The 25,809-nt window shown below is 39.7% G+C and carries 23 protein-coding genes and 3 pseudogenes; 2 read left to right on the top strand and 24 right to left on the bottom strand.

Translation table 11 applies throughout. The annotated features are described in order from the left end of the window. Positions 1–126: 126 nt before the first annotated feature. The 5 genes from QWZ07_RS23265 to QWZ07_RS23245 all read right to left on the bottom strand — a co-directional run bounded on the left by QWZ07_RS23265 (position 127) and on the right by QWZ07_RS23245 (position 4,949). On the bottom strand, positions 127–684 hold the full coding sequence (locus QWZ07_RS23265) for a VC2662 family protein (protein WP_192853312.1): 558 nt from the start codon (positions 682–684) through the stop codon (positions 127–129). Between the two features lie 337 nt (positions 685–1,021). Further along, positions 1,022–1,363: a four helix bundle protein gene (locus QWZ07_RS23260; protein ID WP_192853311.1), complete on the bottom strand. Its 342-nt coding sequence runs from the start codon at positions 1,361–1,363 to the stop codon at positions 1,022–1,024. Positions 1,364–1,655: 292 nt separating this feature from the next. Continuing rightward, positions 1,656–3,302 carry a chaperonin GroEL gene (gene groL / locus QWZ07_RS23255; protein WP_017081617.1) on the bottom strand — a complete coding sequence of 549 codons (1,647 nt, stop codon included), beginning with the start codon at positions 3,300–3,302 and terminating at the stop codon, positions 1,656–1,658. Positions 3,303–3,353: 51 nt separating this feature from the next. After that, on the bottom strand, positions 3,354–3,644 hold the full coding sequence (locus QWZ07_RS23250; RefSeq protein WP_004733324.1) for a co-chaperone GroES: 291 nt from the start codon (positions 3,642–3,644) through the stop codon (positions 3,354–3,356). A 180-nt stretch (positions 3,645–3,824) separates the two neighbouring features. After that, positions 3,825–4,949 carry an LPS O-antigen chain length determinant protein WzzB gene (locus tag QWZ07_RS23245; RefSeq protein WP_192853310.1) on the bottom strand — a complete coding sequence of 375 codons (1,125 nt, stop codon included), beginning with the start codon at positions 4,947–4,949 and terminating at the stop codon, positions 3,825–3,827. 156 nt (positions 4,950–5,105) lie between these two features. On the opposite strand from QWZ07_RS23245, the gene QWZ07_RS23240 reads away from it, so the two are divergent. Both QWZ07_RS23240 and QWZ07_RS23235 read left to right on the top strand, forming a co-directional pair. After that, on the top strand, positions 5,106–6,437 hold the full coding sequence (locus QWZ07_RS23240) for an MATE family efflux transporter (RefSeq protein WP_192853309.1): 1,332 nt from the start codon (positions 5,106–5,108) through the stop codon (positions 6,435–6,437). Positions 6,438–6,550: 113 nt separating this feature from the next. Then, a complete protein-coding gene (locus tag QWZ07_RS23235; protein WP_192853308.1) occupies positions 6,551–7,042 on the top strand; it encodes a methylated-DNA--[protein]-cysteine S-methyltransferase in 492 nt (163 codons plus the stop codon). Between the two features lie 449 nt (positions 7,043–7,491). On the opposite strand, the gene gpmM is transcribed toward QWZ07_RS23235, so the two are convergent. The 19 genes and pseudogenes from gpmM to QWZ07_RS23140 form a co-directional block, all read right to left on the bottom strand. Beyond that, the gene (gene gpmM / locus QWZ07_RS23230) at positions 7,492–9,024 is read right to left on the bottom strand and encodes a 2,3-bisphosphoglycerate-independent phosphoglycerate mutase (RefSeq protein ID WP_192853307.1); all 1,533 of its coding nucleotides are present in this window, start codon (positions 9,022–9,024) and stop codon (positions 7,492–7,494) included. A gap of 312 nt (positions 9,025–9,336) precedes the next feature. Continuing rightward, positions 9,337–11,271 (bottom strand): polysaccharide biosynthesis protein, encoded by a 1,935-nt coding sequence (locus QWZ07_RS23225; protein ID WP_192853306.1) that lies wholly within the window; start codon positions 11,269–11,271, stop codon positions 9,337–9,339. 141 nt (positions 11,272–11,412) lie between these two features. Next, a pseudogene (locus QWZ07_RS23220) lies at positions 11,413–11,685 on the bottom strand (transposase); the annotation flags it as partial. 108 nt (positions 11,686–11,793) lie between these two features. Next, positions 11,794–12,895 (bottom strand): annotated as a pseudogene (locus QWZ07_RS23215) (ISAs1 family transposase). A gap of 333 nt (positions 12,896–13,228) precedes the next feature. Continuing rightward, positions 13,229–13,426: an IS66 family insertion sequence element accessory protein TnpB gene (gene tnpB, locus QWZ07_RS23210; RefSeq protein ID WP_192853305.1), complete on the bottom strand. Its 198-nt coding sequence runs from the start codon at positions 13,424–13,426 to the stop codon at positions 13,229–13,231. Then, positions 13,423–13,638, bottom strand: a pseudogene (locus QWZ07_RS23205) (IS66 family insertion sequence element accessory protein TnpA); the annotation flags it as partial. The pseudogene QWZ07_RS23205 and the gene tnpB, both read right to left, overlap by 4 nt. Positions 13,639–14,117: 479 nt before the next feature. Beyond that, entirely contained in the window at positions 14,118–14,669 is a 552-nt protein-coding gene (locus QWZ07_RS23200; RefSeq protein WP_192853304.1) for a sugar transferase, read from the bottom strand. A 1-nt stretch (position 14,670) separates the two neighbouring features. Further along, positions 14,671–15,615, bottom strand: coding sequence for an NAD-dependent epimerase/dehydratase family protein (locus tag QWZ07_RS23195; protein WP_192853303.1), 945 nt, complete (start codon positions 15,613–15,615; stop codon positions 14,671–14,673). Continuing rightward, positions 15,602–16,537, bottom strand: a complete 936-nt coding sequence (locus QWZ07_RS23190; RefSeq protein WP_192853302.1) for a glycosyltransferase — start codon at positions 16,535–16,537, stop codon at positions 15,602–15,604. Before QWZ07_RS23190 ends, QWZ07_RS23195 begins: the two co-directional genes overlap by 14 nt. Positions 16,538–16,603: 66 nt before the next feature. Then, on the bottom strand, positions 16,604–17,464 hold the full coding sequence (gene rfbD, locus QWZ07_RS23185) for a dTDP-4-dehydrorhamnose reductase (RefSeq protein WP_192853301.1): 861 nt from the start codon (positions 17,462–17,464) through the stop codon (positions 16,604–16,606). Positions 17,465–17,479: 15 nt separating this feature from the next. Further along, a complete protein-coding gene (gene rfbC, locus QWZ07_RS23180; protein WP_192853300.1) occupies positions 17,480–18,028 on the bottom strand; it encodes a dTDP-4-dehydrorhamnose 3,5-epimerase in 549 nt (182 codons plus the stop codon). Further along, positions 18,028–18,924, bottom strand: a complete 897-nt coding sequence (rfbA, locus tag QWZ07_RS23175; protein ID WP_192853299.1) for a glucose-1-phosphate thymidylyltransferase RfbA — start codon at positions 18,922–18,924, stop codon at positions 18,028–18,030. The genes rfbC and rfbA overlap by 1 nt, the downstream gene beginning before the upstream one ends. Before the next feature lie 2 nt (positions 18,925–18,926). Further along, positions 18,927–20,006, bottom strand: coding sequence for a dTDP-glucose 4,6-dehydratase (gene rfbB, locus QWZ07_RS23170; protein WP_192853298.1), 1,080 nt, complete (start codon positions 20,004–20,006; stop codon positions 18,927–18,929). 2 nt (positions 20,007–20,008) lie between these two features. Continuing rightward, the gene (locus tag QWZ07_RS23165) at positions 20,009–20,941 is read right to left on the bottom strand and encodes a glycosyltransferase family 2 protein (protein WP_192853297.1); all 933 of its coding nucleotides are present in this window, start codon (positions 20,939–20,941) and stop codon (positions 20,009–20,011) included. Then, on the bottom strand, positions 20,925–22,079 hold the full coding sequence (locus QWZ07_RS23160; protein ID WP_192853296.1) for a hypothetical protein: 1,155 nt from the start codon (positions 22,077–22,079) through the stop codon (positions 20,925–20,927). Before QWZ07_RS23160 ends, QWZ07_RS23165 begins: the two co-directional genes overlap by 17 nt. Continuing rightward, a complete protein-coding gene (locus QWZ07_RS23155; RefSeq protein WP_192853295.1) occupies positions 22,076–23,068 on the bottom strand; it encodes a glycosyltransferase family 2 protein in 993 nt (330 codons plus the stop codon). The genes QWZ07_RS23160 and QWZ07_RS23155 overlap by 4 nt, the downstream gene beginning before the upstream one ends. Next, positions 23,058–24,389, bottom strand: a complete 1,332-nt coding sequence (wzx, locus tag QWZ07_RS23150; protein WP_192853294.1) for an O-unit flippase-like protein — start codon at positions 24,387–24,389, stop codon at positions 23,058–23,060. The genes QWZ07_RS23155 and wzx overlap by 11 nt, the downstream gene beginning before the upstream one ends. Continuing rightward, on the bottom strand, positions 24,379–25,260 hold the full coding sequence (locus tag QWZ07_RS23145; RefSeq protein WP_192853293.1) for an NAD-dependent epimerase/dehydratase family protein: 882 nt from the start codon (positions 25,258–25,260) through the stop codon (positions 24,379–24,381). The genes wzx and QWZ07_RS23145 overlap by 11 nt, the downstream gene beginning before the upstream one ends. Beyond that, on the bottom strand, positions 25,253–25,804 hold the full coding sequence (locus QWZ07_RS23140; protein ID WP_192853292.1) for a dTDP-4-dehydrorhamnose 3,5-epimerase family protein: 552 nt from the start codon (positions 25,802–25,804) through the stop codon (positions 25,253–25,255). The genes QWZ07_RS23145 and QWZ07_RS23140 overlap by 8 nt, the downstream gene beginning before the upstream one ends. Positions 25,805–25,809: the final 5 nt, after the last annotated feature.

Below are 25,809 nucleotides of genomic sequence, written 5' to 3'. Positions count from 1 at the left end.
TTAGGAATGGAAAGCAATGACGCCTAAGCTCAAGGGCTTAGGCGTTAATAGGTTTAAACATTGAAAGCTTTAAGCCTTACTAAAAAAAGTAACTCGCCAATAGGGAGTTGAAAGGCTCACTACAATTTACTTAGCAAAGTTCACAATAGGGAAGCACGGGAAGAAACCGTTATCAGCACAGTTGATCAAGCCAATCTGTACGCCTTCGATCTTCGTTGTTTTGTTGAAGATGCCTACTTGAACCGTTGATACTTCAGAAAGGTTAGCTGCGCCAACATCAACCATGGTGTCGCCTTCAGAGTAGTTTACGAAGCTCACGTTCACGCCTTTCACATCATTAGTAATGTTTACAGCACCTAGGTTTAGACCCGTCGTTTTACCTGTATTCCAGTTGAAGAAACCAAGTGAAGCACCAGTCATCTCTTGATTTACTTTTGATGCACCAAAAATGCCCAAGTTTACACCCGTCGTGGTTTGCGTCTCTGACATACCAACAACAGCAAGATCAAGGCCTTTAAGGTCGTTCACTTGTCCGTGAAGCAGAGCCAAGCGCACACCGCCAACCGCATCTGAGTCAGGTGCGTTGAAGCCGTTAATGGTTGAGAACATAACAGGCGAAGAAGCGAATGCAGCCGGTGCCATTACTGCTGCAGACACAGCAAGTACTGAAAGTAATTTTTTCATTGGGGAAGTCTCCACTGACTTATTGTTAACTTGATAATCCATTTTCAATCAAGCATTTATTATCCTTAATTAAACAGTTAGCCATGTTAAATTGATGTCATAACTGTACTGTTGAATATAAGCCGCTAAGTCATAAAGAGCAATGGTTAAGAGCAGATACGGGATGCGAGTAAACGAGATGCGAAAAGCTTAAGAGCAGATGTGGGATTCGAGTGAACGAGATGCGAGAAGCTTAAGAGCAGATGCGGGATTCGAGTGAACGAGATACGAAAAGCAAAGAGCTGAGATAAAAGCAGATGTGGGATTCGAGTGCACGGGATGCGAAAGGCAAAGAGGTTTACTGTTCTAGTGACTTGATTAAAGCTCCTAACATGCGTGAGATTTGAAGTGCTTCAGATTGCCATTTATCACCAACGTTCTTGGAAATGAACCCAACCTCAGAGCCTATGTCAGCTTGTGTTGCAAACTCACCGATTGAGCCCTTAGCGATTGCAAAGAAGTGCTTACGCTCTTTAAGAGACTTTCGCTCACAACCTTCAGCGATATTACTAGGTACAGATAAAGCACTGCGAGTAATCTGATCTTTAAAACCAAAATCACAACATAGAACCATTTCCCTGTAAACAGAGATCGACAGCAGACGACTGCGCTGCCAAACATCAAGTTTTCTGTAAAGCACAATTTCTACCTAAAGACCGAAAACCTAATCATCTCAAAAGAACATCGTAGAAAAGTATTAATAAAGAACCAAGTTAGAGATAGTTCAGATTCTATGCTTTTATCTTCTCAAATTTCGCTTACTCGCACCTATCATCTGTCTTTAAAGCTCTTCGTATCCCGATTACTCGCATCTCGTATCTGCTCTTAAGTATCTGCTCTTAAGTATCTGCTCTTCAAAAACAAAAACGGAGACCGAGGTCTCCGTTCTAAAGCTTATGTATGGCTTTCTCTGTTACGAGAAAGGGGGATGATTACATCATGCCGCCCATGCCACCCATACCGCCCATGCCACCCATATCAGGCATTGCAGGGCCAGAATCTTGTGGCTTGTCAGTGATCATAGCTTCTGTTGTGATCATAAGACCAGCAACTGATGCTGCGAACTGAAGTGCAGAACGAGTTACCTTAGTTGGATCTAGGATACCCATTGCAATCATGTCACCGTATTCACCCGTAGCCGCGTTGTAACCGTAGTTACCTTCGCCAGCACGAACGTTGTTAGCAACAACAGACTCTTCATCACCTGCGTTCTTAGTGATTTGACGAATAGGAGCTTCCATTGCACGTAATGCAACGCGGATACCTACATTTTGCTCTTCGTTGTCGCCTTCAAGGCCAGCAACTTTAGACGCAGCGCGGATAAGTGCAACACCACCACCAGCAACCACACCTTCTTCAACAGCAGCGCGAGTTGCGTGAAGTGCATCTTCAACGCGGTCTTTCTTCTCTTTCATCTCAACTTCAGTTGCTGCGCCTACTTTGATTACTGCAACACCGCCAGCTAGCTTAGCTACGCGCTCTTGAAGTTTTTCTTTATCGTAGTCAGACGTTGCATCTTCGATTTGTTGACGAATTTGAGAAACGCGACCTTTAATCATCTCTTCATTACCCGCACCATCGATGATGGTTGAGTTTTCTTTAGTGATCGTAATGCGCTTAGCTTGACCTAGGTCTTCTAGCGTTACTTTCTCAAGGTCTAAGCCGATCTCTTCAGAGATTACCGTGCCGCCCGTTAGGATAGCGATGTCTTGCAGCATAGATTTACGACGGTCGCCGAAACCAGGTGCTTTAACCGCAGCCACTTTAACGATGCCACGCATGTTGTTCACAACAAGAGTTGCTAGCGCTTCGCCTTCTACGTCTTCAGCGATGATAAGAAGTGGACGAGATGCCTTAGCAACTGCTTCTAGAGTCGGAAGAAGTTCACGGATGTTCGAAACTTTCTTGTCGATAAGAAGAATGAATGGGCTTTCTAGATCAACAGAACCTGCTTCTTGGTTGTTGATGAAGTAAGGAGATAGGTAACCGCGGTCGAACTGCATACCTTCCACTACGTCTAACTCGTCTTGCAGAGCCTGACCTTCTTCAACCGTGATTACGCCATCACGACCTACTTTTTCCATCGCTTCAGCAATGATGTTACCTACTGTCGAATCAGAGTTCGCAGAGATAGTACCTACTTGCGCGATAGCTTTCGTGTCTGAACAAGGAACAGAAAGGTTCTTCAGCTCTTCAACAGCCGCGATAACCGCTTTGTCGATGCCGCGCTTAAGATCCATTGGGTTCATGCCAGCAGCAACCGCTTTTAGGCCTTCAGCGATAATAGACTGAGCCAATACTGTAGCTGTTGTTGTTCCGTCGCCCGCCGCGTCATTCGCTTGCGAAGCCACTTCTTTAACCATTTGTGCGCCCATGTTTTGGAACTTGTCTTCAAGTTCGATTTCACGTGCAACTGAAACACCATCTTTAGTGATCGTTGGTGCGCCAAATGATTTATCTAGAACAACGTTACGGCCTTTAGGACCTAGCGTTACTTTTACTGCGTCAGCCAGAACGTTTACACCTTCTAGCATTTTAATACGTGCGTCGTTACCAAATTTAACGTCTTTAGCAGCCATCTTTATTTCCTTTAAATTCTTTGTTCAATCAGTTCAATTTTATGGGTCGGATTACTCAACGATCGCCATGATGTCGTTTTCAGACATGATCAGAACTTCTTTGCCGTCGATCTTTTCAGTTTTAGTGCCGTAGCCTTCAGAGAAGATAACGGTATCGCCAACTTTAACGTCCAATGGTTGTACTGAACCATTTTCTAGAATGCGGCCTTTGCCAACAGCTAGAATAGTACCGCGCGTTGATTTTTCAGCGGCAGAACCAGTTAGAACGATGCCACCAGCAGATTTAGATTCAACTTCTTGGCGCTCAACGATAACTCGGTCGTGTAGAGGACGGATATTCATCGGTCGTATCTCCTGATAATTTCCATTTAATATGATAGTTGCCACGATTGGCATGGGTTAATCAGTATGTTGGGGCGAAGTGAAAGATCCCAAGGGGGAAGAGATACTTTTTGTGAGGAAACTCAAACAACACATCTGTAGAAAGAAGAATGGCCAGTGAATCACACTGGCCATTTAAACTTAATCTTCTTTTCTAAACACAAAACGAATTAGAACTATCACAAAACCTAGCGCTCCACCTAACAATGCGCCTAGGACGACAATCAAAGCACGCTTAGGTTTATCACGAGTTATTGGTTGTTCAACATTTTCTAGGAAACGAAAGGTTTGAAACCGAACTGCTCTATCTATCTCGAGATCATCAAGCATTTGCAGCTTTGCATTTATTTGTTGAAGACGTGGCTCTATAACGCTTAAGTTTTTAACAGATTCTAAAGCTTTAACTTTAGCTTCTAACCCCTTAGAGCCTAAATGTATACTAAACAACTCTTTTTCATTACCTGTTTGAATCGGTCTATCTACGCCTGCAGAATTAGCAATTTGAGCTGCGTATTTTGTTCGCTCAGTTTCAACTAATAATTGATTAATTGCCTGGCTCTCTAAAATTCTTTTTTGCTGAATAAGTTCATTTCTCTTGCCATCAACTACAGCTCGTAAGTTGTTAAATGCATCTTGGTGAACACTGAACTCAGTAGCCTTAATATACGCGGATAGTAAGTCAAAGCTACTATCCTTGGTCGTTGTCTGAAAGCTAACGGTATACGATAAGCTTGCATCCTTGTTATCAACTTTAGTAGCGGAGATTCTATTAAACCACTTAGTAGATAAAACTCTGACTTCGTCAGCAGTCATGTCAACATTACTGCTAAATGCAGAATCTTTATATTCTTGAAACTCAACACTATTATCTAAGAACTCTCTTTTGTTATTAGTTGAATTAAATTTATTCACAAAACGTTGAAATAACACATCAGAACTCACCAAATGATTCAACTCCTTGCTAACAAGAACAGTACCATCTTCTTGATAAATATCAAAAACTGGTTGAAACTGTCTCACTTGCTGCTGATATGCAGCAATATCTTGTGATTGTGCTTTTGTAACTTTCGCTTCAGATGACCACCATTCTTGAGCTAACAATGCAAAACCAATACTGCCAATGATAAATAAAGCTGTGACCAATATAATGATTAGTTTACCGTCCCATAGAGCTCTAATAAGCTCTCGCAGATCAATTTCGTCACTTGAGTGGAATCTTGGCGGATTTTCTTGGGAATATGGTTGCGTTTGGTTCTGCTGCTTCACTGTAATTCTCTCAAAACATCTAAATTAATAACGGCAGAATGCTATCACACCGTATGCTGTTAGTATTGTGTGATTTGTAAACTTTATGAAAGCGATCTTCAGACTACTCACAATTCACTGTATTCTACTCATATTCTAGTTCCAACGGCGTTTTACATGCAAGATAAGCATGGGCTTCTCACTGCCCCGATAGCACAGACTTTACGCACTATGACCATACCGACAATATTCGGCATGGTGGCGATCTTGATGTTTAACCTTGTCGATACATTCTTTATCTCATTGCTCGGCACGCAAGCCCTTGCAGCGGTAAGTTTTACCTTCCCTGTCACCTTCGCCATCAATTGCATTACCATGGGCATAGGCATTGGCTTGTCGACGTGTATCGGGCGGTTACTTGGCCAAGGCTGCGCGCAAAATGCAGCTCGCTTTACCTGCCACGGTTTATTACTTGCGGTGCTTCTTGTTGGTTTTGCATCAACACTGGGGCTCGTAACGCTAGAACCCATGTTTACTCTGTTAGGCGCAGAACCTGAGTTACTGCCACTGATATCCGAATACATGTCGGTCTGGTATTTAGCGATACCACTACTTGTGATTCCAATGGCAGGCAACAGCGCAATACGAGCGAGTGGCGATACAAAAACACCCGCCAAGATCATGATGCTGGCTGGCCTGATTAACGGCATTCTCGACCCACTGCTGATCTTCGGTTATGGGCCTTTCCCTGAGCTAGGGATTCAAGGCGCTGCGATTGCTAGTGGATTCAGTTGGTTTGGTGCGTTATGTGGCTCACTGTATGTATTAATCCTACGAGAAAAGCTGCTGGCTCCGCCCAAACTAAAAAACATCATCGATGACTGGAAACAGATCTTATCCATCGGCACACCCGCTGCACTCTCCAATGCCCTGAACCCACTAGCTGGCGCCATTATCATGATGATGCTAGCCAAACAAGGGACAGAAGCCGTGGCGGCTTACGGAGCTGCCCAGCGTATTGAATCGATTTTGATCATCGTGTTGATGTCTTTAACTTCTGCCCTTACGCCTTTCATGGCGCAAAACTTTGGCGCTGATAACCCGCAGCGCAGTTTCAAAGCGCTGTTCTTAAGCATGCGTTTTGCTGTGCTATTTCAGGGCTTGATTTTCTTAATGATGGTGCCATTGAGCATCCCTCTAGCCGCCCTATTTTCTCAAGAAGAGTCTGTGCGAGGCATATTGTGGCATTACCTATTAGTAGTCCCATTTAGCTATGGATTCCAAGGTATTGTGATGATGCTGATTAGTGCGATGAATGCGATGCATCAACCACTCAAAGCCTTCCAGTGGAGCTTCATGCGCTTGTTTATATTCACATTGCCTTTCGCTTGGATAGGTAGCCAAATTGATGGTGTTGAAGGGTTGTTTATCGGCTTAGCCTTGGGGAACATCATGGGCGGTATTTCAGGGTATTGCTTTGCGCTTCGCATAAAAAAAGATGCGAGATGAGAGTAAACGAGATGCGAAGAGCCTAAAAATCAGATGCGAGATACGAGTATCGAGATGCGAAGAGCTTGAAAAGCAGGTACGAGATACTAAAGACTAGAAAGAAGGAAGAAGACATGGAAGACAGTACTTACAAAATGCTCTATAACGCACCGATTGGCAAGATGATCATTGTGAGTAATGGTATATCTATTATTGAAATTGACCATATAAATCACGAAGAGCTAATGACTAGCAACCCAGATCAGCTATGCCAACTGGCGGCAAAACAGTTAGATGAGTACTTCGCAGGTCAACGAACAAAATTCGATTTGCCATTAAGAGTGATAAAAGGCACGGACTTTCAAAAAGCAGCTTGGCAGGCTTTAACAACCATTCCTTATGGCGAAACCATCAGTTATGGCGAACAAGCAAAGAGAATGGATAACCCAAAAGCCGTAAGAGCGGTAGGTGGTGCGAACGGCAAGAACCCGTTTAGCGTCGTTGTTCCCTGCCATAGAGTCATCGGTGCGAATGGAACATTAACCGGCTACACCGGCGGTATGAACCGCAAAAAGTGGTTGTTGGATTTTGAGCTTTCGGCTATAGAGAAGGATGAGAGCGAGTAACGAGATGCGTAAAGCACATTGCTCGAATGATGTACCTACCCTTTATCATTACGTCATTCCCTACAGCGAGGCACGAGCGTGATAGGGAATCTCTCTTTATGTAGAGCACCGAATATGACAAGTAATACATGGCATGATATTCCAGATATTTCGTTCCTCAATTCTGGAATGACAGTCTAGAGCAGATGAGAGTAACGAGATTCGAGATGCGAAAATATGTAACAGCTCTCGTGCTGTTCGTGACTCGCTTACTCGCATCATGCACCAGCCCTTAAGCTCTTCGTATCCCGTATCTGCACTTAAGCTCTTCGCATCCCGTTTACTCGCATCCCGTACCTGCCCTTAAAGCTCTTCGTATCTCGTTTACTCGCATCTATTCCCCTTACTCCAGATACAAAAAAGGCTACACTCGCGTGCAGCCGTTCTAGTATTCGATGAAAGTAAAGTGATTACTTAACGATCACGTCACCTGACATTTCAGCTGGGATATCAATACCAGATAGAGAAAGCATCGTTGGTGCTAGGTCAGACAGCTTACCGCCTTCTTTGAACTCAACGTCTTTACTGCCTACGTAGATAAGTGGAACCGGTAGGTTAGTGTGCGCTGTGTGGATGCCGCCCGTTTCTGGGTTTACCATCATTTCCGCGTTACCGTGGTCAGCAGTGATAAGCAGTTGGCCATCGGCTTCTTTGATTGCTTCAACCACTTTGCCAAGACATTCGTCTAACGATTCGACTGCTTTAACCGCTGCATCGTAAACACCAGTGTGGCCAACCATGTCACAGTTAGGAAAGTTACAAACGATCGCGTCGTATTTGCCGCCTTTGATTGCAGCAACGAGCTTTTCAGTTAGCTCTGGTGCGCTCATTTCTGGCTGTAGGTCGTAAGTCGCTACTTTTGGAGACGCAACAAGCTGACGCTCTTCGCCTTCAAACTCGTCTTCTTTACCGCCGTTGAAGAAGAACGTCACGTGCGCGTATTTCTCTGTTTCAGAGATACGTAGCTGCGTTTTGCCTTCTTTCGATAACCATTCGCCGTAGGTGTTCTCTAGAGAAGCCGGTGGGAATGCACATAGCAGTGGAATGTCTGCTGCGTATTGAGTTAGCATCACGAAATCGATTGCTGGAAATACGTTACGAGCAAAGCCGTCGAAATCAGGCACGAATGCGCGTGTGATTTCACGAGCACGGTCAGCACGGTAGTTCATGAAGATAACCGCATCGCCATCAACGATAGCGGCAGACTCTTCGCCTTCTGCTTTAATTTCAGTCGCTTTCACGAACTCATCGTTTTCGTCACGAGCGTAAGCCGCTTCTAGGCCTGCAACCGCCGTGTCGAATGTGAATTCCGCTTTTGCTTCAGTCAGCAGGTCGTAAGATTCTTGAACGCGATCCCAGTTGTTATCACGGTCCATTGCGTAATAACGACCAATAAGCGAAGCCACACGGCCTTTACCTAGCTTAGCGAACAACGCTTGGAAGCGTGCAAGTGTGTTTTCAGCGCTACGTGGCGGCGTATCACGGCCGTCTAGGAATGCGTGTAGGTAGATTTTCTCTGCGCCACGCTCTGCTGCCATTTCAACAGCCGCGTAGATGTGATCTTCATGAGAGTGAACGCCACCTGGAGACATAAGGCCCATGATGTGAACCGCTTTGTCTGCTTTAACCGCTTTATCAACAGCATTCACTAGCGCTTCCGTTTGACCGAACTCACCGTCTGCGATTGATTTAGTAATGCGCGTTAAATCTTGGTATACCACGCGACCCGCACCGATGTTGGTGTGACCCACTTCTGAGTTACCCATTTGACCATCTGGTAGGCCTACATCTAAGCCAGAAGCCGAGATTAGCGTGTTAGGTTGGTTAGCAATAAGACCGTCTAATACAGGTGTATTAGCGTTCGCGATAGCGTTGTCTTGGTTGTCTTCACGGTAACCGTAACCGTCAAGGATCACTAGAGCCATTGGCTTCTTAGCTGACATAGGACTGACCTCGTTCAATTCAAAATAAATCGGTATAAAAACAAATTAGCGTAATTTTACTACAGTTTACAGTCAAAACTGTAGTGGAAGATCAAGAAACGTCGTAGGTAGGCGGATCGGATGTGAAAAAAAATGTCATTTTGTCTTTAGCTGACTGTTCTAATCACTTAGAAGATTAAGTACTCGCTACGCATTCGACACAATCAAAAAGAGCCCCGTAATCACATTACGAGGCTCTTTATTAACTATTAACTTTCACCGTTATCATCGCCTTTCGCTATACACTGGCTTTCACTAAGCATTGGCTTCACACTAAGCACTGGCTGAATTTGGCGCTTCTTGCACTTGACTCGCATTCCAAACTAAATCCCCAATTCCATCGGTTGGATTAAAACCGGTTGGTGCATCAAGAAGCAATTGTCGAATAGTATCATGCTTTAAGTTGTGACAAGCAAAATCTAAAGACTCGATCAGCGTGTCATACTCATCAATTGGTAAGAACACCTCTTGCGCAGTCATGATACGTTCGTGAGCAGTACGCGCAACATTATCGCCAATCAATAGTTCTTCATACAGCTTTTCTCCCGGACGTAAGCCTGAGAATTGAATCTCGATATCCCCATGCTGATTCTCTTCGTTCTTAACTGACAGGCCGGATAACTTAATCAAGTTTTCCGCAAGGTCGGTAATTTTCACCGACTCACCCATATCAAGTACGAAAACATCTCCGCCCTTGCCCATCGCACCAGCTTGAATCACCAGTTGAGCAGCCTCAGGAATCGTCATAAAGAAGCGGGTGATATCTGGGTGAGTCACAGTAAGCGGCCCACCGGCTTTAATTTGCTTCTTAAACAATGGAATTACGGAACCTGAAGAACCAAGTACGTTGCCAAAGCGCACCATACAAAAACGAGTACCGTTCTCTTTTTGGTTTTCTTGCTGCGCTAAGGCTTGTAATCCTAATTCCGCCATGCGCTTGGTGGTGCCCATCACGTTAGTAGGGCGCACCGCTTTGTCTGTTGAGATCAGTACAAATGATTCAACACCGGCTTCAATCGCCGCCTTAGCCGTATAGTAAGTGCCGTATACGTTATTACGTACGCCTTCCACTACATTGTATTCAACAAGAGGAACATGCTTATAAGCTGCTGCATGATAAACCGTTTGGACACCAAAAGACTGCATTGAGGTCAACAAGCGATGTGAGCGCTGAACGGAGCCTAATAACGGCACGATTTCAACATCGTAACCGTTCGTTTCTTTTACTAGGGAAAGCTCACGGTCAATTTGATACAAGCCAAACTCGGAGACCTCAAGCAGCACTAAGGCTTTAGGTTGTTGTTTTAATATTTGACGACACAACTCAGAGCCAATAGAGCCACCAGCACCGGTCACCATCACCACTTTACCTTTGATATTGGCTTCCATCAGTACTTGCTGAGGCGCAACCGCATCACGACCGAGCAAATCTTCGATAGGCACATCGATAAGCTCATCGATCTTTGCTTTACCTGATACGATATCCGCCATATCGGGTACCGTTTGAATCTCTACCGGAAGAGGGGCCAATAAGCCTAAGATTTGTTTACGACGAGAGCGAGAAGCACTTGGGACGGCTAAAAATATTTTGCTTACAGCGTATTTTTGAATAAGCGCCTCGGCTTGCTCAACTTTTATGACAGGCAACCCTAAAATCAAGGTGTCGGTTAAGGTTTTATCATCGTCAATAAATGCTCTAACTTGATATATTTCAGAGGCACGTAACGCCACAGCAAGCTGCCTCCCTCCCGAGCCTGCACCATAAATCAATACTTGCTGACGAGATTCCTTGTTAATAACCGCCACTAGGTTCCTCACTATAAGACGACTGCCACCACAAAGGAGCACGAGATAAGAACAATAGATAAACGGCACTGTACGAGGGATAGGCTCTTGAAAATAATACGCAAATACCGCCAACGCCAGTGCAGAGAGGAACGTCCCTACAGACAAAACAAAGAGGGCATGGAAGGTTAAATAGCGAAGAATCGCTCGATAAAGCCCCATTTTGGTAAAAATTAAAATCGTCGATAAAACAACTAATCCCACGAAAAAAAAATCATCATTGTTAACCAACAATTTGACTTCACCCAGCCTTGTCCACAATGCCGCATGCAAAGCCATCAAGATGAACAAAGTATCGATCAGTACACTGATCACCCGCTTTTTCACACGAGAGAGTTGCCATATAAAGTTTAGACGTTGCATAAAATGATTCTTATTATTAATAGTTATTTATAAAGCCAGTGAAAAATATTGAGGCATATATCAAAGAAATGGGCTATTACTAGTTTTGACACTCACGGAAAAATCAGAGGGCGTTCAGAATTCTGTGTCAGCTAATTTTAGCTAGGTATCTAAGAAGTCATCCAACCGACCTTCATAGTGAATCGCTAATTGAGATAATGTCATATTCCAGTTCTGGATTGGTATTGTCCATTTCTTAGAAGAATTCAATATCCCCGCATATAAGAGTTTTAGCAAGCTATTTTCATTCAGGAACCCACCTTTCGTTTTGGTCAGTTTGCGGAACTGACGATGAACGGCCTCAATAGCATTTGTTGTGTAAATTGCCTTTCGAACATATTCAGGATATTTGAAGTAAACCGATAGGTTTACCCACCAGGGTTCCCGCATGAGTTGCAAATTTATTAAAACACCTTAAATCCCAAACAAAACTCTCTCTCGGAACTCAGTATTTAACGCACGGAAAAATCATGAACATCCCCGTCAATAAAGGCTTGCCAGAACCTTTAAAAGATACTCACAATTCATCGCACACATGGCTCTTTTGTGTTTAATACTCGCTTTGAGAGTCGTTTCACTCTTCAGCATGTTTAAGCACATTTGCCTGATCCTTGCAAAATTTTCTGACCTTCATCTACTCGTTTTCGGCTGGCATCTTCACCGAAAGCGGTATCTAACGACCAGTGCATCGACTCAACCAACCAATGTGAACGTATGGCATTTAACAATTCTTTAGCACTTAATTCCTTCGAGCTAATGTAGTATCTAACCGTGAATTCTGACTCTTTCGCGACCTCTTCCTTTTGTCGCAAAGAAACAACGATACCCATTGTTTTTAGCTCTGGCCATTCAAGTCCAACATCACCTAAAACACTCAAATCAGTATTCGTTAAGGCCAGTCTTGTTTCCTGGCGGCCACGAGACTTTTCCTGCGTGCTATACGAATCACCATCATGATTTTGCAGCATACTCATATCGAAATAATCATTAAACGCTTGCTCTAAACGCCCCTGATTACCTTTAACCGCCAGTAAGTAATCGGCATTCTTATCAAGTATTTTCTGAGCAATTTTCTTTTGGCATCCCATTGCATCAATAGTGACCAAACAACCTGATATATCAGGCAGTTCGAGTAACTCTGGGATGGCAGTGATCTCGTTCGATTTCTCGTAAACTTTATGTTGTCCGAGACTAACACCATTTTCAGTCGCAAAAGCGTTTACCATGTGAATAGCACCAAGACCGCGAGAGTCATCATAAGAGCCCCTAACGGTTTTACCATCAATGGCAATCACTTCACCCTTAGTCAGCTCAGTACAATCCTTCATCTATTCGATAAAACACTTCTGTAGGCGAGTGGCATTAATCATTCCCATCGCTCTTGCTATTGTCGATGTAGAAGGTACACCATGACTAAAATCACCAAACCGCTTTAAAAAGCTAACTGTGCTTAGCCGTAAAGATGAATGGCTTTCCAATCATCTTGACCGGCAAGTACGGCGCAAATTGTTAACAAAATGATATCAGTTAACTTATGTTCGACTTTGCCTTGTTGGCGGTAATCTGGGATGACATCAAAATGCATAAATGGGTGTTGGTTACTCACTGTTGGACCTCCAATTTTTCTATGGAGGTATTAGAAAACACTGAAAATGATCTACAAATTGATCATCGGTTAATTGTCAATTATGTGATGGTAATAGCTAACCATATTGAAAAATAGAGTGCCTAACAAGCCACGAAGCCTTAAAACATGGGCATGTTGATGATTTCTCCCTAGTCCAAAAGGCTTAATCCGTTCATTAGGCTAAATATCTGCTGCTAAAAAACAGTATATGATCACACCTAAAGCTGATCATCAAATCGAGCTTGGATGTATTGAGATTATTGTGACTTCAGTGTCTAATTAGTGAAAATATTACTTCACGTCATCCCTTATTCCATAAGGGGTTTTCATGATCTTGGCCTGTTTATTGGTGAACAGGAACAGTGCACCACTTCCTAGAGGTAAATCGGTGTCACTTTCGATAATCGCTGCGAGGCCATTGATGGACTTCCTAAAGTCGACACTCTCACGATACAGATAAATCTCTGGTGCGCTGAGCATGCGTTTCATGACAACGCTCCAATGAGTTCTGCCAGGTAGGCAGCGGGCGTGCCTTGAGGAATACTCAGCTCCACATCATTGATGAGAAGTGTCATGTTAGCCGTGGCTATTTGAGCTTGATATTTCGTTGTCTTTTCGACGACCTCTGCTCGTACAAAGCCTTGAGAGACATCCGCCTTTTTGAGTTGCTGGCGCTTAGCATAAAACGTTGAGGGGTTGAGTTCATTGAGCTGACAAATAACATGCGGGAACCCTAGGCTAAATATCTGCTGTTAAAAAAAGTATATGATCACACCTAAATCAAATCGATCTTGGATGTATTAAGATTATTGTGATTTCGGTGTACTAATTAATGAAAGCACTACTTCACGTCATCCCTTATTTCATAAGGGACTTTCATGATCTTGCCATGAGGGAAACTGAGTTGAACGTGCTTGAGTTGTCCTGAAAACCAGCGAACAAAATCTAAAGAGATAAAGTAAGGCTAATCGGCGATTTTAAACCTGTCAATTACATGGATGTCCTGTATTTTTTCTTGAAGGTATTAGGAAACACACTGGAAATGATCTACAAATTGGTCATCAGTTAATTGTCAATTATGTGATAGTACGAGCTAACCATATTGAAAAATCGAGTACCTAATAAGCCACCAAACCTTTAAACATGAGCATGTTGATGATTTTCCCCTAGACTATTAGTCTTACTTTTTGACAGCATCGCCCGAACCACTGCCCGTCGCAGTCATCAGAATATACTTAAAGTAATCTTTAATGGTTAAGGTATCAATCATCTGCTTGTCAGTTTTAGCTAATAAAGCAGGCGTTGACATATCGATGTTTTGCACCTGAGCCAAACCCGTAACACCCGGTAATACATCGTAAACCCCTAATGCATCACGTTCTTGGATCAACTCTTCTTGATTGAATAAATTTGGACGCGGACCAACTAAGCTCATTTCACCTTTAACAACATTAATTAGTTGTGGCAGTTCATCAATTTTAGTTTTACGTAGAAAGTTACCTAACCTTGTAATTGAAGCATTACTCGCTAAGTGACTAGCCACTGATTTAGTTTCAATTGACATGGTACGGAACTTAATCAATTTAAATGGCTTTTTATGCCTTCCTAATCGTTCTTGAATGAAGATTGGAGAGCCTGTATCAAATAAGCCAATAATCGTAACAATTAATAATATCGGCCATAAAAATAGTAAACCAAAGAAAGCAGCTAGAAAGTCAATTAAACGGATCATGTTACCTTTTACCTTGTTTATTTATTAAACGGTCAAATGTATCAGCCATCGTATATGGTGGTTTCCAACCTAACCGTTCTCTAGCTTTATTAGAGTTAACCTGTAAGTTTCCTGTTAACTGTTCAATCTGCTCATGCCTGCCTGTCAATTTTCCCAATATAAAAAAAATAAAATTTGGTATAGGAAGCTGAATTAAAGGTTTTCCTAATCCTTTAGCAATACCATTCGTAAACTCTTTGATAGAAACATCCACGCCATCTGAAATACAGAATATCTCATTCTTAGCTTTTGGATGTTCAATACACACAGAGATAAAATTAGCTAAATTTTCAACCGAAATAAAACTGCGTTTATTACCACATAAAGCGAAAGGTAGCATAGGCACTTTGCTAACCAAATTAACTAATTTACCGAAATTACCAGGAGCTCCCACACCATAAACAAGTACAGGACGAAGAATAACGACTTCGAGACCTGTTTCTTCTGCGATTTTCAATAATGCATTTTCTGCATCAAGTTTTGATTGGGCGTATTGTGAATGAGGTGCCGGTTCAGAATCCTCATTAAAAACTTTTCCCTTAGTTGTACTATTACCCAAGACTCCAATCGAGCTAATAAACACAAATCGCTTTACTCCATGATCAATCGCTTGCTGTGCAAGGTTAACAGTGCCATGAACATTCACCTCATCAATATAGTTAGAATCAGTGGAGTTATTATGGGCAACTGCTGCTAAATGAACGATCGTGTCTATATTTTTCAAGTGATTAGACCAATTTGTATGAATGTTAATATCCAATTTAAAGTGTCGATTAGGCTCGCTTACAATAGAAGCACTTTTACGATATTGGGAAATCATACAGTATTTAGTTGATAGTGAAGCTAAAACATTACTACCAATGAAACCACTAGCCCCTGTAACTAATACTCGTTTATTCTGAGTCACGATAAGAGCAACCTATAATAATAAATAATAAACATGCTACTGATAGCATCATTTTATGTGAAAATTGACGGCGACACTTCCAAGACACAAACAATAACCTAAACATTGAAAAGCGACTTCTGTTCTTTATTAACTTAATTGGCTCTAATTCCGACTGCCCAATAAAATATGCTTGAGTTAGTACCTTTGAAAAACCGTCACCGCTCAGGATAACTTTTAATCGATTTTTAAAGCTTGCCCAACCGTCATTAGCTCCAACTTCATTACTACTATGCTGCCTGTACTTCATCAATGGGACACTATCAATGAACCATTTAAACTCATTAAAACGAGCAAAAGAGTAGCAGTACCAATCATGTAACCACAACTTGTTAAGATCATCTTTTTTAGAGAGTAAGTGTTTTTTTAATGATAAAGCTAACCGTCGATTAAATACAAAGGTACACCCTGGGCCTGGGGATTCAAATAAATAATCAAATTCAACTTGTTTGTAATCTTTCTTTATTAATGCTTCCCTGCCGGTTTCCCAAAATGCCGTAACATTTGCAGAGTAACCATCTACACCGTTAAACTCCAGTTCAACAATAGCTCTCTGTAACTTATCAGGAAGCCATATATCATCTTGGTCTGCAAATGAAATATATTGATAGCCACTAAAATCAACATCACATAATAACCGTGTAAAATTTTGCCCCGCAGAACCATACTTATCGCCATAGGGCAATACTGTTACAATATCAGGATATTTAGACTCATAATCTTGAGCAATCATCAGCGTAGAGTCCGTACTCTTATCTACACTAATTAGTATGGACAGTTTTACACCTTTCTGCGCTATTATGGTGTTTAGCTGTTCTGCAATATATTGCTCTCCATTATATGCAGCTAACAACACTACAACTGAAGGTTTATTATGTTTCAAAATTTCTCCTATACTACTAGAATGCTATTTATATCTTATACTTCAGAGTGTCGAGCAACTATATAATTACAAACTATCCATCATTTCTGATAATTGCTTACGCCAGTGTGTTGTTTTTATGTCAGATACTTCTTCTGAACTTGATTTATCAATCACAGAGAAAGCTGGACGTTTAGCGGGGGTTGGGTATGCTGAAGTTGAGATAGGTAAAATAGGAATTGTCTCTTTTAGTAGCCCTTTCTCAATACCTAACTCTTGAATCGCAATAGCAAAATCATACCATGAAGCAACACCAGCGTCGGTCCAGTGATAGGTACCAGTTACTTCAGGTTTATCTGCGATAGCCCACAACCATTGCGCGAGACCTTTAGCCCAAGTAGGCGTACCCACTTGGTCACAGATAATACCAAGCTGTGGCTTCTCTTGCATCAAGCGAAGCATGCTTTTAACGAAATTGTTACCGTTTACTGAATATACCCAAGCAGTTCGTACAATAACACTCGCATCAGGTAATATCTCTTGTAAAGCTATATCTCCAGCAAGCTTTGAAGCACCATAAACATTGATAGGGTTAGGCTTTGAATCCGTTTTATAAGGCGTAGTACTAGAGCCATCAAATACAAAGTCAGTAGATACGTGTAAGATACGCGCATTAATTTGCTTACAGGTATTAGCTAAGTATTTAGTACCAAACTCATTCACTGCATAAGCAATCTCTGTATCTTCTTCAGCCTTATCTACCGCAGTATAAGCCGCTGCATTAATTACTAAATCAGGTTTAGTGTTGGTTAGAAACTCAGTAACCAATATCTCATTGGTAATATCAAGCTCATTAATACCGACACTAATAACTTCAACACCTTGTGGTGCTAGCTGATCTAATTCCCAAGCAAGCTGACCGCCTTTCCCTGTAATAACAACTTTCATACTGACTTTTACCTATTAATCAAATTTTGGAGCATCTTGAAAAGAAAAACCATCTGCGTCTTTTGCAGACAGCTTAGGCAATTCGCCATCAACTAATGGCCATTCAATAGCAAGTTCAATATCATCCCAACGAACAGACACTTCAGATTCAGGGTGATAATAATCCGTACACTTATAAACAAATTCAGCAGAATCAGTCATTACATAGAAACCGTGTGCAAAACCTTCTGGCACCCACAATTGACGCTTATTTTCAGCCGAAAGTTCCACCCCTACTGCATTACCAAACGTTGGCGAAGATTGGCGCATATCTACAGCAACATCGTAAACAGCACCCGAGGTAACGCGCACTAACTTACCCTGTGTTTGTTCTTCCTGGAAATGCAGACCTCGCAAAGTACCTTTCGTTGACTTACTGTGGTTGTCTTGAACAAATGGTTTAGCACCTGTTTGTTTCATAAACTCATCTGCACGAAAAGTTTCCATAAAGAAACCGCGTTCATCGCCAAAGACATTGACTTCAACAATTTTTACATCAGAAATAGCAGTATCAATAAATTTCATTAAATCATTCCATTAGCGATATTAAATAAGTACTGACCGTATCCTGTTTTCTTCAGTTTTTCTGCCTGATCAAGCAGTTCATCTTTAGATAACCAGCCTTGCATATAAGCAATCTCTTCTAAACAAGCGACCTTAAAGCCTTGACGATTTTCAACGGTTTGTACAAATTGACTCGCTTCAAGTAATGAGTCATGCGTACCTGTATCAAGCCAAGCAAAACCACGGCCTAATAACTCAACATTCAAATCACCACGCTCTAAGTAAGCAATATTCACATCGGTAATTTCTAACTCACCACGATGTGATGGTTTAATGTTTTTAGCAATTTCAACCACATCATTATCATAGAAATATAAACCAGTGACTGCATAGTTAGATTTAGGGTGCTCAGGCTTCTCTTCAAGACTTAACGCCTTACCTCTTTTATCAAACTCAACCACACCGAAACGCTCGGGGTCAGAAACATGATAGCCAAATACTGAGGCACCTTTTTCAACTTGTGCAGCAGCTAATAGTTTGTCTGAAAAGTGTTGACCATAGAAGATGTTATCACCTAATACTAAAGCAACATTAGCATCACCAATAAACTCTTCACCGAGAATAAATGCCTGTGCTAACCCATCAGGAGTTGGTTGCTCTTTGTAGCTGATTTGAACACCAAATTGACTACCATTACCCAACATACGCTCAAAATTAGGTAAATCTTCTGGTGTTGAGATAATAAGAATCTCTTTAATACCCGCGAGCATTAAAACTGAAAGCGGGTAGAAAATCATTGGTTTGTCATAGATAGGTAATAACTGTTTAGAAGTGCCTAACGTAATAGGATGCAAACGACTGCCTGAACCACCAGCTAAAATAATACCTTTATACTTTGAAACTGAAGCGTTAGTCATAATTACTTATCTCCGATACGTTCAAGTTGGTATTCACCGTTTAATACACGCTTCCACCAGTTTTCATTATTTAAATACCATTCAACTGTCTTTCTAATACCTGTTTCGAAACTTTCTTTAGGTACCCAACCTAGCTCTTTTTCAATTTTTGATGCGTCGATTGCATAGCGGACATCGTGACCTGGTCGGTCTTTAACAAAGGTAATGAGTTCTTTGTAATTAGTTATTTTCGATGAAGAAAAAGCAGGGTTATCAGAGATAGGCTTTAATTCATCAAGAATAGTACAAAGCGTTTCTACCACTTCGATATTTTTCTTTTCATTGTGCCCACCAATGTTGTAGGTTTCACCCACAACACCTTCTATTACCACTTTATAAAGTGCACGTGCATGGTCTTCTACATATAGCCAATCCCGAATTTGGCTACCATCACCATAAATAGGCAAAGGTTTAGCATCTAGTGCATTTAAAATAACATGCGGTATTAACTTCTCAGGAAAGTGATAAGGGCCATAATTATTTGAGCAGTTTGTCACAATCACTGGCAGACCGTAGGTACGATTCCATGCCCTCACTAAATGATCGCTTGATGCTTTAGAAGCCGAATATGGAGAGCTTGGCTCATAAGATGTTTCTTCCGTAAATAAGTCATCAGTTCCTTCCAAATCACCGTACACCTCATCGGTACTAATGTGATGGAAGCGGAAAGCTTGCTTTTTGTCTTCAGGTAAAGTAGACCAATAAGTACGCGCTGCTTCTAATAGAGTGAATGTCCCCATAATGTTAGTTTGCATAAAGTCTGCAGGACCATCAATTGAGCGGTCAACATGGGACTCTGCCGCTAGATGCATTACCGCTTCTGGTTTATGTTCTAAAAACACCCTTTCTAGCTCAACCCTATCACAAATATCAACTTGCTCGAACGCATAGCGTTCATTCGATTCAATATCCAATAATGATTCTAAATTACCCGCATAAGTTAATTTATCTAAATTAATAACACTATTATTTGTGTTATTTATAATGTTACGAACAACTGCTGAACCAATAAAACCTGCTCCACCAGTGACCAAAATATGCATAACTAATCCTTTTTGAAAAAGATAATTCTAATAATTATCGCCAAATTGCGTTGAAAGCAACGTCTTGAATCATAGAGAGAAAGAGCTAACCCAACTCTAGCCCATATTGTCATATCATTGACTTCAATAAGAGACCGAACGATTCCTCTATTCGAAGAATCTTTAGGTAACAGATTATATAGCTTTTTAGATTGAATCAAAACACGATTAAACGTGTCTGATTTGCCATTTATAAACCTAGTTACCTTTTCTCTGAATGTCATGGAACCAGCACCAACAACATTAGCACCATGTTGTCGATATAAAAATGTAGCATCTCGAGAATACCCCACGTTTCCGAATTCATTTGCAATTAACAACAACCACCAATCATGCATCAAGATATCACCGCCGAATGGAAGAGCTTTCAAAAGCAAAGCTCTATTAATTATCATTGCGCATCCGGGAGATACGTTTTGCATTAAAACACCTTTCAATGACAAACCTAGCTCTGGATTAATTTGTTGATGATTCCAAAAAGATTCATTTATCACATTTAGATTTTCATCAACCACTTTCAAATCTGTAAAAAACAATGCTGGCGTCTCACGGTTGACTTCAGTTTTTTTAATACCATTCAATAATACATTAATTTTATTGTGACACCAAACATCATCCTGGTCTGATAATATAATATAATCTGATTTTGATTTTGATAATGCAGATTCAAAATTTCCGATCACACCACCATCATGCTCGTTAGAGTACAAATCAACCACTTCAGAGTTAAATGAATTAATCAATGAAACCGTATTGTCCGTCGAATTATCATCTGAAACAATAAGTCTATTGACATAGCGATGAAAACCATCACTTTCAATCATGCTTCTAATTTGTTCTTGAATAAAACTAGAACCATTATAAGAAGCGAGCACCACATCAACATTTTTTTCCATCAGTAACAACCTTAAAACTATATAACGACGCAGCCATTGCAGGCGTTGTTAACATTGGATTTGTAAATGATACCAACATTAAAAAAAACACAGCAAACGCCCACAACAAACTATTTTTAGTAAACTTAAGCCTAACATTTGACACAAGTCCAGATAAAATAAAAAATACAAACACAACGATACCAACAAATCCAACTTGCATAATCAAAGACAACCACTGTATTTCATATGAATACATTTCAACATTTGACCGTAAGTAATTTGAAATGTAATACCCTAATCCTTGACCGAATAATGGATTTATAGCAACATGGTCTAATAAATAACTAAACTGTTCATATCTAACAGCGTCAGAATAAGAATTCTCCGGACTAAAGAATCTATTATATAAGAAACCCTCAACCTCACCTGAAAATAAAAATAAAAACAAGAAAACCAGAGAAAAACAAATCCCCGCCCCCCTAACACTAGTAAAACAAAAAGCTACAAAAACAAAAAACAAAGCAAAAATGAAATAAAATTTACTATAAGTGATACATATGTTTACAACAAGCATAAGTGCCATCATCACTTGTGCCATTCCAATCTTTTCTCTTAATCTACACCATACAAAATACATTGATGGGATGATTAATATATCGACTTGATATTGAATTCTCACCATACCATCTGAGATAATCATCATAATCGGTTCAACACCGAAAAATTTAACTGAAAAATCTTGAAATTCCTTTATTGAAACAAAATCAAAAAAAATAAAAGAAAAAAATACCAACTTGAAAGCAATCAACAGAAAATACCCTCTAAAAATCCAACTTGAGTTATAACCTGCATTCGAACGAACAATTGAAAACAAACAAAAATAAAAAACAACAAACATTAGTATATTATTAAACTGAAATGAAGCTTGTTCTTGATTAAAAGAAATCCCTTTTAAATACGAGAATAACATTACAATCAAAATAAATAATGTCATCAATACAACATTAGCGTTCAATCGTTCTCTATAAATAAAAAATCTTATCGCAATCGTCAGTACCGCTAATAACAAAACAATTTTCATTAACGGTATGCCAAAAATTAAACCATTAGGTAAAAAACCACATAAGAAAAGTAAAATTGCGTATAAGATCGTCATTTTCTTACTCTTGACATAATATCAAATATTGGATTGAGTATATAATTAATAAAAAAGTACATACACATCACTCTAGCTTTATCTAACTTTTTAACCTTAAAATTCTGGTCAAAAGAATTATGTGCCGAATAATTATCAAAAAAACCCATCGGTTTTACAAGTAGGCCATATAAGTTTGAAACTTGTCTTTCTAACACCCATGTCTTTCTGCATTTAGTCGCCATCGTTGAAAATTTCGATATAACTTCTGGCTTCAAGCTTTCATTAAATCCTATTGTGTAAGTCGCACCAATTTGATTAATTTTTAAAATTAGATTCCCCTTGGCCACCCAACGAAACCAGAAATCCCAATCGGATATTGGAAAAAGTTCCTCGTCAAAACCACCCAATTCAACCGCAATATTTTTTTCGAAAACAACACCTAAGCTACCATTGATATAGTTCTTGAAAAACAAATGATTTTTAGTCAAAATTTTATTGGCATTGATTTTTTCTACAACATCATTATTTGACACATGCTCATTTCCAAGCCTCAAATCATTATAGTCAATATCAAAACTGACACACCGGACCTGCTTGGAATAAATTATATTACAAGCACTTTCAATAAAGTCAGGTTTTAAATAATCATCATCGTTGAGTATGCAAATTAAATTACCTCTAGCTAATTGAATACACCTATTCCAATTGCCAAACATTCCTATATTCTCGGCATTCCTGTAATACTTAATGTTTTCATTATTAAATCCTGAAATCACTTCCATCAACTCAGTATTAAACTCGCCATCACCATCATTGTCAACAATGACTATTTCATAATTAACTCCTGTAACTTGATTTGATATGGAATTAATAGCGCGATTTAATAAATGATGCCTTTTATATGTTGGAATCATTATTGAAATTTCAGGCTCCTGAAATCCGACAGAGAAATCGAGAATTAGATGAGATACAACGTGGCTATACTTTTCAAATCTATCATTTACCATAAAGACTCTTATACACCTCTCTAGGCCAATACCAGTTATTATATAAAGCTTGTACGAGAAATTGTGACACAACCAACCCAAGAATACCTAAATTGGTATTATTCATTAAATATACACTCGATCCGAAAATCGAAAAACCAGAAATTAAAGATGCATTCAAAAATGGCACTTTATTAAGCGTAGTTAAATATGTAGCACATACTGCATGGTTCAACTCCAATTGATATGTAGCTAAAATCAATAATAGAATAGGGGTTGCTAGTAAAGTTATATTTGGAGAGAGTATACTTAAAAAATAACTTCCAAAAGTTAGTAATAAAAGGCTTCCAACTAAAAACATTACCTGGGTATATATGTTTATCTTAACAAAAAAACGTTTTAATTCACTTTTTTTATTTTGGCTTTGAAGAACGTTCATCTTTGGTAAGCTCAACACAAATAACATATTACTAACTGCATAGATTAAACCAACAACCTGAATCGTCAACCCATAGCTTGCCGCAACTTTTAAGCCGAGATAACTTGATGCTACAAATGTATTAACCTTTAAAATCATAAATCCACCAAAGCTAGTGACACCCAACTTCCAAGCGGACAACCATATTGTATTTACTAAATTTTCAGCTACACCTTTAAGTTTATTTAACTCCCTGATGTCATCACGGTCACTATTATAAAAAGTACGATGGTATAAAATTCTAGATAAAACCACTGATGCAAGAGTGCCTACAGACATCGATAACAGTCCCCAGTCAAACCACAGCAAAGGAATTGTTATAATTAACATAAGCAATTTTGAAATCGCTATTATCCTATAACTATCTGTCTGGTTTCCTCTCCCAGAGAGCAAGCCGTTAAAGTATGTAAAATACAAATTTATTACAGTTGATGATGAGAAAATACACCATGCGATCATTTGTGACTGCTTAAATTCTTTAAACGAGTCTAAATATAAAGTCCCTAATAACAATAAAATAAAAGCAGCAACAACTGACACGTATAGATACATTTTCTTTGCTGCGGAAATTAGGTCGTACAACAATTGATAATCAATATTATTTGATATTTTAGGTAAGCCTTCCGATAGTAACTCTAGTGCACCAGCATATATATAGGACGTCATTCTACTAATTGTTGGCTGAATACCAAACTCAAGCAATTGCACAAAACCTGCAATCGCCATAAACAAATACCAGAGCCCCATATCTTCTGCACTAAGAAGTTTAATGGCTACTGGTAGTATTATTATGCCTGAACCAATATTCAAAAACTGAGCTAAATAACCCCAAATTATATCTTTTTTCGATGCTTTATTTATCATTTGATTGATTATATATTTTTTTAATTCCTGATCGAAGCGTGACCACTGGAGAATAAAAGTTAAAATTGTTTGATTTTATTGGCTCCATCACCTCTCTAGATCTATATTCTCTTACGCCAAAATTAACCGGAATAGTCATGTTTAGTTCATCTTCAATAATTTTAACTAACTCTTTTAGGGAATATTCATCTTGATTAATTAAGTTATAAACATCCAGTTTGTTAGCGCTAGGTAAATTAGATACTGAAACTAAGATGGCGGCACATACATCACTAATATGCGTTAAATTTACTTTTTGATCTCCAGCGCTCATGTTAAGCGCTGTTTTTGTAACTCCTGCATTAATCAGCAGTTTCACTAATTTCATTCGCTCATCTTCTTCGCCATAGGTATCATTTAACCTTAGTGAAATCGAAGAAAATCCTTCTGCATCGCAATAATATGCTATAAAATCTTCAAAAGCCTGCTTCGTTGCAGCATACAAATTTACAGCTCTTCGTTTATCACCTTTATAACCTTGCCATGCAGTTCCAATATTAATTATTTTATGCGCACCAGTTATTCGCATAGCTTCTAGCAAATTTAAACCATATTCTAGATTAGATTGAATTAATATTGGCAAGTCTTTTATCTGATGCTCTGCAACATAATAAGCAGCTGTGTGTATAACAATTGATTCTTCATCAAGACAGCACTCAAGGGAAGCTATGGTTCCATCATACTCAATAATTTGAGTATTTAAATTAACTAAATGCTCTCTAGATCCATTTACTCTGACAATTGAAACAACTTCATCGCCTAAATTTAAAAAATTCTGAACTAAATTTCGCCCTAGGAAGCCATTTGCCCCCGTAATAACTACTTTACTCATATACAAACTCACTTTTGTATTCATGGAAAGAAGCCAGATTAAGGTCTCTTTCTGAAGTGATGAGTTGCTGAGCATTAAGAGGGAGCTTTATATTACATGAGCTAAACAATAACCCGCCGTCAGCCTCAGGATCATAACTGCTGTCGGTTTTGTATACCATTAATGAATCATCTTCTAAACTTAAGAAACCATGAGCAATACCGACAGGTAAATATAGAATCACTCCATTTTTTTCATTTAATTCAATAGACAAATGCTGACCATAAGTGGGAGAACCAATACGTACATCAACAAAAAAGTCTAATACAGCACCTTTGGGACAATACACCAACTTATTGTGTGCTGACGGTGGAGTTTGAAAGTGAAGCCCACGCAGAACATTTTTTTTTGATATTGAATAAAACTCTTCTTTCAGATTTAAATCAAGCCCATATTCACAGAGCGTTTCACTGTGAAAGGTCTTGATAAATAAACCTCGATCATCAGTAAATATGTTCGGAGTGATCTGATAGCAGCCAGGTATTTCTAATTCTTTAATATTCATGCGTA

It is taken from the genome of Vibrio lentus (assembly GCF_030409755.1).
GTDB lineage: Bacteria > Pseudomonadota > Gammaproteobacteria > Enterobacterales > Vibrionaceae > Vibrio > Vibrio lentus.
This window is presented reverse-complemented; position numbering and strand designations above follow the sequence as displayed.

Excerpts from the sequence above, each read along its gene's own strand:
- QWZ07_RS23265 (WP_192853312.1), bottom strand. The coding sequence starts at position 684 with ATGAAAAAATTACTTTCAGTACTTGCTGTGTCTGCAGCAGTAATGGCA.
- groL (WP_017081617.1), bottom strand. The coding sequence starts at position 3,302 with ATGGCTGCTAAAGACGTTAAATTTGGTAACGACGCACGTATTAAAATG.
- QWZ07_RS23250 (WP_004733324.1), bottom strand. The coding sequence starts at position 3,644 with ATGAATATCCGTCCTCTACACGACCGAGTTATCGTTGAGCGCCAAGAA.
- QWZ07_RS23240 (WP_192853309.1), top strand. The coding sequence starts at position 5,106 with ATGCAAGATAAGCATGGGCTTCTCACTGCCCCGATAGCACAGACTTTA.
- QWZ07_RS23235 (WP_192853308.1), top strand. The coding sequence starts at position 6,551 with ATGGAAGACAGTACTTACAAAATGCTCTATAACGCACCGATTGGCAAG.
- gpmM (WP_192853307.1), bottom strand. The coding sequence starts at position 9,024 with ATGTCAGCTAAGAAGCCAATGGCTCTAGTGATCCTTGACGGTTACGGT.
- QWZ07_RS23225 (WP_192853306.1), bottom strand. The coding sequence starts at position 11,271 with ATGCAACGTCTAAACTTTATATGGCAACTCTCTCGTGTGAAAAAGCGG.
- tnpB (WP_192853305.1), bottom strand. The coding sequence starts at position 13,426 with ATGAAACGCATGCTCAGCGCACCAGAGATTTATCTGTATCGTGAGAGT.
- QWZ07_RS23200 (WP_192853304.1), bottom strand. The coding sequence starts at position 14,669 with ATGATCCGTTTAATTGACTTTCTAGCTGCTTTCTTTGGTTTACTATTT.
- rfbD (WP_192853301.1), bottom strand. The coding sequence starts at position 17,464 with ATGAAAGTTGTTATTACAGGGAAAGGCGGTCAGCTTGCTTGGGAATTA.
- rfbC (WP_192853300.1), bottom strand. The coding sequence starts at position 18,028 with ATGAAATTTATTGATACTGCTATTTCTGATGTAAAAATTGTTGAAGTC.
- rfbA (WP_192853299.1), bottom strand. The coding sequence starts at position 18,924 with ATGACTAACGCTTCAGTTTCAAAGTATAAAGGTATTATTTTAGCTGGT.
- rfbB (WP_192853298.1), bottom strand. The coding sequence starts at position 20,006 with ATGCATATTTTGGTCACTGGTGGAGCAGGTTTTATTGGTTCAGCAGTT.
- QWZ07_RS23165 (WP_192853297.1), bottom strand. The coding sequence starts at position 20,941 with ATGGAAAAAAATGTTGATGTGGTGCTCGCTTCTTATAATGGTTCTAGT.
- QWZ07_RS23160 (WP_192853296.1), bottom strand. The coding sequence starts at position 22,079 with ATGACGATCTTATACGCAATTTTACTTTTCTTATGTGGTTTTTTACCT.
- QWZ07_RS23155 (WP_192853295.1), bottom strand. The coding sequence starts at position 23,068 with ATGGTAAATGATAGATTTGAAAAGTATAGCCACGTTGTATCTCATCTA.
- wzx (WP_192853294.1), bottom strand. The coding sequence starts at position 24,389 with ATGATAAATAAAGCATCGAAAAAAGATATAATTTGGGGTTATTTAGCT.
- QWZ07_RS23145 (WP_192853293.1), bottom strand. The coding sequence starts at position 25,260 with ATGAGTAAAGTAGTTATTACGGGGGCAAATGGCTTCCTAGGGCGAAAT.
- QWZ07_RS23140 (WP_192853292.1), bottom strand. The coding sequence starts at position 25,804 with ATGAATATTAAAGAATTAGAAATACCTGGCTGCTATCAGATCACTCCG.